Annotated in this window: 8 protein-coding genes; all 8 read right to left on the bottom strand. The window is 69.6% G+C overall.

Features of this window, described 5'->3' with window-relative positions; translation table 11 throughout:
• On the bottom strand, positions 1 to 542 hold a 542-nt coding region (locus OEY_RS0119285), incomplete at its 3' end, for an MHYT domain-containing protein (RefSeq protein WP_010595450.1).
• Positions 542 to 1,096: a GTP-binding protein gene (locus OEY_RS0119280; protein WP_003936635.1), complete on the bottom strand. Its 555-nt coding sequence runs from the start codon at positions 1,094 to 1,096 to the stop codon at positions 542 to 544. The genes OEY_RS0119285 and OEY_RS0119280, both read right to left, overlap by 1 nt.
• Before the next feature lie 13 nt (positions 1,097 to 1,109).
• On the bottom strand, positions 1,110 to 1,484 hold the full coding sequence (locus OEY_RS0119275; protein ID WP_003936636.1) for a DUF742 domain-containing protein: 375 nt from the start codon (positions 1,482 to 1,484) through the stop codon (positions 1,110 to 1,112).
• Positions 1,485 to 1,497: 13 nt separating this feature from the next.
• Entirely contained in the window at positions 1,498 to 1,914 is a 417-nt protein-coding gene (locus tag OEY_RS0119270) for a roadblock/LC7 domain-containing protein (RefSeq protein ID WP_003936637.1), read from the bottom strand.
• A complete protein-coding gene (locus OEY_RS0119265) occupies positions 1,911 to 4,925 on the bottom strand; it encodes a sensor histidine kinase (RefSeq protein WP_026137830.1) in 3,015 nt (1,004 codons plus the stop codon). The genes OEY_RS0119270 and OEY_RS0119265 overlap by 4 nt, the downstream gene beginning before the upstream one ends.
• Positions 4,926 to 5,263: 338 nt before the next feature.
• Complete coding sequence (gyrB, locus tag OEY_RS0119260; RefSeq protein WP_010595447.1) at positions 5,264 to 7,297, bottom strand: DNA topoisomerase (ATP-hydrolyzing) subunit B; 2,034 nt, start codon at positions 7,295 to 7,297, stop codon at positions 5,264 to 5,266.
• A 163-nt stretch (positions 7,298 to 7,460) separates the two neighbouring features.
• Positions 7,461 to 8,363, bottom strand: a complete 903-nt coding sequence (locus OEY_RS0119255; protein WP_010595446.1) for an alpha/beta fold hydrolase — start codon at positions 8,361 to 8,363, stop codon at positions 7,461 to 7,463.
• A 9-nt stretch (positions 8,364 to 8,372) separates the two neighbouring features.
• On the bottom strand, positions 8,373 to 9,321 hold a 949-nt coding region (locus OEY_RS0119250), incomplete at its 5' end, for a PDR/VanB family oxidoreductase (protein ID WP_010595445.1).

Below are 9,321 nucleotides of genomic sequence, written 5' to 3'. Positions count from 1 at the left end.
TCGGCGACCGTCACCAGCCACAGGATCATCACCGCGGTGAGCCACGCCGCTACGACGGAGGCCGCCACATAGGTCGTGTCGTATGCGACGGTGCCCTGCAGTTCCATCGCCCACATGATCGAGTAGTGCACGCCGGCGATCCCGGCACCGAGGACCAGCGATCCGCCCAGCAGCCGTACCGTCGCGGCACCGCGCGACGGCCGGACACGGCGTGACACCCGCTTCGGCTGCACGACCACCATGGCGACGAACGCGGACACCAGCGCCACCGCCATCGAGAAGACGATGCCGGGCAGGTCGTATCGAATGATGCTGCCGTCCACCGTGAAACCGGCCATCGGCAGGAAGTGCGCCAGCCACACCCCGACGCCACCGGTCGAGAGCGCAGCCCGCATCAGCCAGTACAACCGTGACCGTTCGGAACCGGCCGTCAACGACTTGCGGGCACTGGCCAGCCCCACGAGCAACCCGATCGCCGCCGTCACGTACGCCAGGACGAGCACCCACGTGCCCATGCCGAACAAGTGCACGTGTGTGTCCATCAGGGCGCTACCGGCTGGTGCAGCTTGCGCAGCGCGTACTCGGTCACCGTCACGAGTGCCGACTTGGCGGACTCGCGATCGCGCGCGTCGATCGAGACGATCGGCACGTCCGCCGACACCGCGAGGGCCTGACGAATGTCCTCGGTCGGGTAGCGCGGGGCGTCGTCGAACTCGTTGATCGCGACGATGAACGGCAGGTTCCGGGCCTCGAAGAAGTCGACCGCCGCGAAGCTCTCGTCCAGACGCCGGGTGTCGATGAGCACGATGGCCCCGATCGCACCTCGGATCAGGTCGTCCCACATGAACCAGAACCGGTGCTGACCCGGCGTGCCGAACAGGTACAGCACGAGATCCTCGGCGAGGCTGATCCGGCCGAAGTCCATCGCGACGGTCGTGGTGGCCTTCTGCGGTGTCGCGCTCAGGTTGTCGACGCCGTCGCTGGCGTTGGTGACCAACGCTTCCGTGCGCAGCGGAACGATCTCCGAGACCGCCCCCACCAACGTGGTCTTGCCGACGCCGAAGCCCCCGGCGATCACGATCTTCGTCGAGGTCACCCGCTTCGGGGAGTTAGAGTTCGCGAAGTCCACTGAGGACCCTTTCAATCAGCTCACGACGCTCCGCGTCGCTCGAATCGTCTTTCAGGGTGGCCAGGATCCGTACATGCCCGGCTTCGACGAGATCCGCCACGAGTACGCGCGCCACCCCGATCGGCACACCCACCCGCGCCGCGATCTCGGCGACCGACGGGGACTCCCTGCACAACGCCACGATCGTGGCGTTGATGTTGTCCAGGTCCCGGGCACGGTCGTCCGTGCCCGGGAGGACCTGGATCAGTGCCTCCAACGCCAGCTCGACCGCGGGGCTGGTCCGCCCCGAGGTCAGTGAGTACGGCCGGACCAGACTGGGCTGGGCCGGCGGCGACTCCGCCTTGCGTTCTTCCATGGCCACCTCGACGTCAGGACCCCAGACCGATGCGCGGAGTGGCCTCGACCGATGCCCCCACACGATCGACCAGGAGTGCCATCTCGTAACCGACCTGCCCGATGTCGCACTCCGAGGCGGTCAGCGCCGCCAGGTGCGAGCCGTCGCCCACGCTCATCAGCAGCAGGTAGCCGTGCTGCATCTCGACGACGGACTGGAGCACTCCGCCGCCCTCGAAGAGCTGGGACACACCGTTGGACAGGCTGGCGAGTCCGGACGTGACGGCAGCGAGCTGCTCGGCACGGTCGACGGGCAGGTGTGCGCTGGCCGCCATCAGGAGGCCGTCCGCGGACACGAGCACGGCGTGGGAGACGCCGGGAACCTCGCGCGCGAAGTTCGACACCAACCAGTCCAGAGGACGAGTCACGTCGGATCCATGGTCAATGTTCATCGAACTCCCTGTTCGTCGGTCTGGGTGGACGCGTGCGCGGAGGCCCGCCCGTTGCGAACCCCTTGCTGGTGACGGCTCAGGTTGGCCCGGATGGCCTCCGGGTCGCGCCGCCGGACAGCCGGCACGGATCCGGTCGCCGGCGAGGCGACCGCACCGGGCACCAGCCTATGACCGGGTGCACGCCGCGGGAGACCCGCGGTGGTGAGTTGCTCCACCGGAGCCTGCGCAGCCTCCTGGGCGGCCCTCCACCCGGCATCCGCCCGTGAGTTCCACTCCGGACGGCGGTCTTCGGGCTGACTCGTCGGATCGACGAGCCAGCTCGACATCATGTCGGCGAAGATCGGCGTGCCGGCACCGGGATGCGGACGCAAGGTGTCGACATCGGGACGCGGCTGGAAGAACGACGCCGTCTTGGCCGGGTTCGTCCGGTACCGATGCCGGGAGGCGCGACCCGGTTGTCCGTCGGCCGCTTCGTCCCGAGTTGCGGACGGTTCGGAATTGCGTTGCGCAAGCGCGGATTCCGATGCGGCCGGCGGTATCGGCAGACCGGGGGTGCTCCCCGGCCGGCGCTGCGGCAGACCGTTACCCGGCGCACCGTTGTTCGGTGCGGCCGCCGGCTGGGGCGAGATACCCGGCGTGGCGCCCGGCCGGCGCTGCGGCAGACCGCTACCCGGGGACCGGGGCGCCGCCGGGGCGGGAGCAGGAGCGGACGAGACCGTCTCCGTGCGACGCGACGGCAGGACCGGTGTCGGACCGGGTTGACGCCGGGGCAGGTCGGCCAGCGGCGTGGGCTGGCGCTCCGGTGCGGCACCGGGCTGACGCTGCGGCAGACCGGGAGTGGAGCCGGGCCGGCGCTGCGGCAGCCCCGGAGTGGCACCGGGCTGACGCTGTGGCAGACCTGCGGCCGACTCCGCGGCCACGGGTGCCGCCTGTCGCTGCGGCAGTCCGGATCCCGGCTCCCGCTGCGGCAGTGCGGATGCCGGCTCCCGCTGCGGCAGTGCCGATGCCGGCTCCCGATGCGGCAGTGCCGATGCCGGCGCAGGAGCGCGTTCCGGCGCGGCCGGGACTGTGACATCGCGGGGTGGCCGCGGCGCGAGGGTCTCGGCCGGACGGCCGTCCTCCCCCGTGCGCGGCTGCGGCCCGGTCTGCGACAGGGCGAGCGGCGAGACGAGGAGCACGTCGGGAATGTGGACGCTGGCGGTGATGCCCGGGTTGCGCGCGGTGTCGAACGTCGGGCGCAGCCGCACGGTGAGGCCGTGTCGGGCCGCGAGGCGCGAGACCACGAACAGACCCATGTGACGGGCGGTGTCGGGACCGACCTCGCCGCCGAGAGCGAGACGCTCGTTGATCGCGTCGAGTTCCTCGGCCGGGATACCGATACCGCGGTCGGCGATCTCGACGAGCAGACCACCGTCGACGGCGCGCGCGAAGCTGAACGTCACGGTGCTGTCCGGCGGCGACGCCCGCAGCGAGTTGTCGACGAGCTCGGCGAGCAGATGCACGATGTCCGTGGCGACCGTACCGCTGAGGGCGCCTTCGGGCGTCGAGCCGATCTGGACCCGCTGGTAGTCCTCGACCTCGGACATCGCGGCACGGAGGATGTCACCGAGCTGCACGGGTGCGGAATGACCGCGCCGCATCCGGGTTCCGGAGAGAATCAGCAGGTTGTCACCGTTACGGCGCATGCGCGCCGCCAGGTGGTCGAGCCGGAACAGGCTCTCGAGCCGGGCCGGATCCTTCTCCTCGTACTCGAGCCGTTCGATGAGGCCGAGCTGCTGCTCGACGAGCGACTTGCTGCGCCGGGCGAGGGTTTCGAACATGTCGTTGATCTGCAGGCGGAGGTGGGCCTGCTCGCCGGCGAGGCGCAGAGCCTGCCCGTGCATGTCGTCGACGGCGCGGGCGAGCTGGCCGATCTCCTCGGTCGTGTGCACCGGGACCCGGGTGAACTCGATGTCCTCGACGTTGTCGCCCACCTTGATGCGGTCGATCGCGTCGGGGAGTTCCTGCCGGGCGACCTTGAGCGCGCCGTAACGCAGGCGCCGGATCGGGCCGACGAGCGACCGCGACACCAGGAGCGCCAGGACCAGGGCGGCGAGCAGGGCGCCGAGCACGATCGCGGTGTCACGCAGAGCGGCGGAGCGGGTGTCGGAGGCGCGGGTGAGAACGGTGCTGCTGATCGCGTCGGATGCTTCGTCGATGAGGGTGCCGTAGACCTCGACACTCTCCAGCAGCGACGCACGCAGGTTCAGGATGGGCAGGGGGCCGGCGCCCGCGGCGTCGATCATCGCGGTGCGCTCGGCGACGCCGCTGCGCAGCTCCTGGATCTGCGCATCGGACGCCGGGTACGACCGGGCGAGCGTCTCGAGCATGGCCAGCTCGGATCCGGACGCGGACACCAGCGTGGTACCGGGCTGGTCGGGGTCCCGCAGGATCGCCACGATGCCCATCACCTGGTCGAAGAGGTAACGCTGGGACGCCCAGGCATCGACGAGGCGGGTGCCCTCGGCGAGCACGGACGGATCCTCGATCGGCTCGACGATGGCTTCGACGATGCGGATCAGATCCTTACGGATGGTGTTGGTCTGCTCGTTGAGCTCGGGCAGCGGGATGTCCCCGGCCGCGATGCGGTCTCGCAACGACTCGGCGGCGGCCACCGTGCGGGTGAGGTCCGCGGCGATGACCGGATCCAGCTCCGGATTCCGGGACACCGCCCGGACGCGTTCGAGCGTCGCGTCGAGATTCTCGATCTCGTTCGTGACGCCGGTCCCGGCAGCCAGCGTCGCGGAGGCGGTACCGAAGGCGGTACCGAAATCGACGAGGTCGGGCACGACGGCCACCTGGTCGGCAGCGGACGAGAAGTGGACCGCGTTGGAGAGCTCCTGCTGCACGCGCAGTCCGCCCAGGACCATGGCCACGGTCACGGGAACGGCGAGAACGGCGGTCACCTTCCAGCGAAGGCCCCACCCTTCGATGTTCCACCACCGCTGCCGAGGTGGCGATTCGTCACTCATCTTTCCAGCTCACTTTCCACCCGGTTTCCGCCGCCGACCCACACCCGCGCCACACCGCTCGGCGTCGAGGAGGTGCGTCTGCGGGTGGAGTGGTCGGAAGAGACGTTCCTGAGTGCACGCACCATATCCGCCCGAGTGCGGATCACGAAAGGAGCACGATCACTCCCCGAACCGGCGGCAGTCGTGTCTCGAAGCGGTCGACGCGCCGAAAACTCTACCGACCAGTAACATTCGCGGCCCCGGAACGGGCGGCCGACGCGCCGAAGGGCGGCGAAAGCGTTCGTGTGAACCTCGTCACACCAACGCTTTCGCCGCCCTTCCGCGCCCGCGAGACCCGGTCAGACGTCCAGGAAGCGGACGTCCTTCGCGTTACGGGTGATGAAACTGCGACGTGCCTCCACGTCCTCACCCATCAGCACGCTGAACAGTTCGTCGGCGGCCGCCGCGTCGTCGAGCGTGACCTGACGGAGCACGCGCACGCTCGGGTCCATGGTGGTCTCCCACAGTTCCTTGGCATTCATCTCGCCGAGGCCCTTGTACCGCTGGATGCCGTCGTCCTTGTTGATCTTCTTGCCGGACGCGAGGCCACGCTCGAGCAGGCCGTCGCGCTCCCGGTCGGAGTACGCGAACTCCGGCTCGGAACGCTGCCACTTGAGCTTGTACAGCGGGGGCTGCGCCAGGTAGACGTGCCCGTGCTCGACCAGCGGGCGCATGAATCGGAACAGCAGCGTCAGCAGCAGGGTCGCGATGTGCTGGCCGTCCACGTCGGCATCGGCCATCAACACGATCTTGTGATAGCGCAACTTCGAGATGTCGAACTCGTCGTGGATACCGGTACCGAAGGCGGTGATGATCGCCTGGACCTCGTTGTTCTTGAGGACCCTGTCGATGCGCGCCTTCTCGACGTTGATGATCTTGCCGCGCAGCGGCAGGATCGCCTGATACATCGAATCGCGGCCCGACTTGGCGGAGCCGCCGGCCGAGTCGCCCTCGACGATGTAGATCTCGGACTTGCTCGGATCGTTGGAGCGGCAGTCCGCCAGCTTGCCGGGCAGGCCCCCGAGATCGGTGGCGGACTTGCGCCGGACCAGCTCGCGGGCCTTACGAGCGGCGACGCGGGCCTGGGCGGACGAGACTGCCTTCGTCACAATGGTCTTCGCGTCGGCCGGGTTGGCCTCGAGCCAGTGCGACAAGTGCTCGTTGCAGGCCTTCTGCACGAACGACTTGACCTCGGTATTGCCGAGCTTGGTCTTGGTCTGACCCTCGAACTGCGGTTCGCCGACCTTGACCGAGATGATAGCGGCCAGACCCTCACGGATGTCGTCGCCGGTGAGGTTCGGATCCTTGTCCTTGAGGAGCTTCTTGTCCTTCGCGTACTTGTTGACCACCGAGGTCAGCGCCGCACGGAAGCCCTCCTCGTGGGTGCCGCCCTCGTGGGTGTTGATCGTGTTGGCGAAGGTGTGGACCGACTCGGAGTAGCCCGAGTTCCACTGCATCGCGACCTCGAGTTCGTGGCCGGTGCCCTTCGCGGTGAAACCGACGACCGAGTTGTGGATCGGCTGCTTGGTGCGGTTGATGTGCCGCACATAGTCCTCGAGGCCGCCCGGGTAGTGATAGACGCGGACCTTGACCTTGTGCTGCTGCTCGATCTCGGCCTGTTCCTGCTCCTCGGCCTTCTTCGGTGCCTCGGCGAGCTCGCTGACGACCTCGTCCGTGACCTCCTCCGGCGCGACACGCTCATCGGTCAGCGTGATCGTCAGGCCCTTGTTGAGGAAGGCCATCTCCTGCAGTCGCCGCGCGACCGTCTCGAAGTTGTAGGTCGTGGTTTCGAAGATGTCCGGGTCCGCCCAGAACCGGACGGTGGTGCCGGTGGCCCGGGTGGGCTCACCCTTGACCAGCGTCCCCGGCTTGGAGGACTGGTAGGTCTGCTCCCAGTGGTACCCGTCGCGGTCGATCTCGACCTCGAGTTTGGTGGACAGCGCGTTGACCACCGAGATGCCGACGCCGTGCAGACCGCCGGACACCGCGTAGGCGTCGGAGTCGAACTTGCCGCCCGCGTGCAGCTGCGTCAGCACGACCTCGACGGTCGGGACGCCGGAGGCGTGCATCCCGACGGGGATACCGCGGCCGTCGTCGACGACCTGCACGCCGCCGTCCTCGAGGAGGGTCACCTCGACCTTGGTCGCGTGGCCGGCCATCGCCTCGTCGACCGAGTTGTCGACGACCTCCCAGATCAGGTGGTGCAGACCGCGCTCACCGGTGGATCCGATGTACATGCCGGGGCGCTTGCGCACCGCCTCGAGCCCCTCGAGGACGGTGATGGAGGAAGCACCGTAGTCACTGTTGCTCTTGTTCGACTTCTGGGCAGCCACGGGTTGGTAGCTCTCCTTCTTCCGCCTGGGCCTCGCGCACACGCGCGCATTCGGATTCATCCTACTGCCCGGAACCGTACTTGCCCCGTCCGACACAGAACGGGCCGTCGACGCCGCTCACCGGCCCGCAGGCGCGGCGTCGCGGGGGCGGGAAGGTGAATCGCTAGAGCGCGGGAGTTCGGACAGTGTGCCGCGCTTCGACGTCGCGCACGAAGCGCGCGGTGGCGGCCGCGAGCTCCGAGGCATGCGAGCGGGGCGACCAGTGTCCGGCGTCGAGCGGTTCCCGGCGCAGATCGGTCACCCACTTCTCGGTGTCCTCGTACCCGACCGGCCGCACCGCCCGGTCCCGCAGCCCCTGGATCAGCTGCACGGGCACGTCGGTGCGCCGCTCGCGCGGCGCACGCAGGCGCCGGCGCAGGTTCGCCCGGTACAGCTTCAGCCCGTGCACCATGTCGTCGGCCAGCGTGGGCGCGACCGGCCCGATCAGGGCCGGATCGGAGCGGTCGAAGAATCCGACGAATCCGGGCCAGTGCCGCGAGAACCACCACCGGAGGGCCGGCACGGGCAGGCCGGGAGTCTGGAACAGCACCGTGTAGGCCGACGCCACAGCCTGCTCGAGCGGGCCGAGCGGGCGCCGATCCCGCAGCCGGCGGCGCATCCACGAAGCGAGATGGTCGAGGTTCGGCCCGGACACCGAGGTGTAGGACGCGATCCGCTCGGTCGCCCCGGGTTCGCACACGGCCTCCCAGCACAGCACCGCTCCCCAGTCGTGCCCGAGCAGGTGCACGGGCACGCCCGGGCTCACCGCGTCGAGCACCGCGAACAGGTCCGCGGCGAGCAGCTCGAGCCGGTAGTCCGCGACGTCGCGCGGCACGGTCGAGACACCGGCGCCGCGGTTGTCGAACCGGACGATCCGGAAGTCGCGGGCCAGCTCGGGTACCACGCGGTCCCACAGGGCGTGGGTGTCGGGCCAGCCGTGGACCAGCACCAGCGTCGGCCCCGCCGGGTTGCCCTCCTCGACGACGTGGAGCCGGACGTTTCCGTTCGTGACGGTGCGAGTGGTCATGCGTTCTCCTCAGAGATCGAGTACGAGCCGGCCACCGTCGGCGCGCGAGACGCAGACGAGCATCTCCTCGCGACGTTCCTCGGGGGTGAGCCGGTTCTCGCGGTGGTCGGGGGTGCCGGACAGGACCCGCACCCGGCAGGTTCCGCAGAAACCCTGGCGGCACGAGTAGCCGATGCCGGGCAGGCGCCGGCGGATGATCTCGAGCGCCGATTCGTCGGCCGGAACGTCGAGTACCTCTCCGGTGCTTGCCAATTGGACCTCGAACGGCCGGCCGGCGACCACGGGCGGGGCGCCGAACCGCTCGAAGTGCAGGGCCGACGCCGGGGTGGCGTCGATGCCGGCGCGCACGGCGTCCAGCATCGGGGTGGGCCCGCAACAGTAGACGGCGCCGCCGGCGGGAGCACCGGCGAGCAGTTCGGCTCCCGTCGGCGTGCCGAACTCGTCGTCCGGCCGCACGAAAACCCTTGACGGGTCCCATGTCCCGATCTCGTCGAGGAACGGCATCGCGGACCGGGTCCGGCCGGTGTAGACGAGCCGCCAGTCCATCCCGGCGCGGTGTGCGGCGCGGGCCATCGCCAGGACGGGGGTGATGCCGATCCCGCCGGCGACGAACAGGGCCGGGCCCTCGGCGACGAAGGGAAACCCGTTGCGCGGGCCGCGCACGGCCACGAGGTCACCCGGTTCGAGAGCATGCATCTCGAGTGAGCCGCCCCCACCGCCGGGAATCCGGCGGACCGCGACGGTGTATCGGCCGCGGTCCTCGTGATCCCCGCACAGCGAGTACTGTCGCCGCCGCCCCGACGGCAGATGGAAGTCGAGATGGGCGCCCGGGTGCCATGCCGGCAACTCGGCGCCGTCCGGGGCGCGCAGCGTCAACCGCACCACGTCGCCGTCGGCCGTCACGGGAGCCCTCTCCGCCACAAGCAGATCCACCTGCCGATCGGCGTCGGCGGCTCCG

Origin of the sequence: Rhodococcus sp. P14, assembly GCF_000256505.1 — a bacterium.
GTDB classification, from domain to species: domain Bacteria; phylum Actinomycetota; class Actinomycetes; order Mycobacteriales; family Mycobacteriaceae; genus Rhodococcus; species Rhodococcus ruber.
The sequence above is the reverse complement of the archived record's forward strand: the minus strand, read 5'-3'. Positions and strand labels throughout refer to the sequence as shown.

Excerpts from the sequence above, each read along its gene's own strand:
- OEY_RS0119265 (WP_026137830.1), bottom strand. The coding sequence starts at position 4,925 with ATGAGTGACGAATCGCCACCTCGGCAGCGGTGGTGGAACATCGAAGGG.
- OEY_RS0119255 (WP_010595446.1), bottom strand. The coding sequence starts at position 8,363 with ATGACCACTCGCACCGTCACGAACGGAAACGTCCGGCTCCACGTCGTC.
- OEY_RS0119270 (WP_003936637.1), bottom strand. The coding sequence starts at position 1,914 with ATGAACATTGACCATGGATCCGACGTGACTCGTCCTCTGGACTGGTTG.
- OEY_RS0119275 (WP_003936636.1), bottom strand. The coding sequence starts at position 1,484 with ATGGAAGAACGCAAGGCGGAGTCGCCGCCGGCCCAGCCCAGTCTGGTC.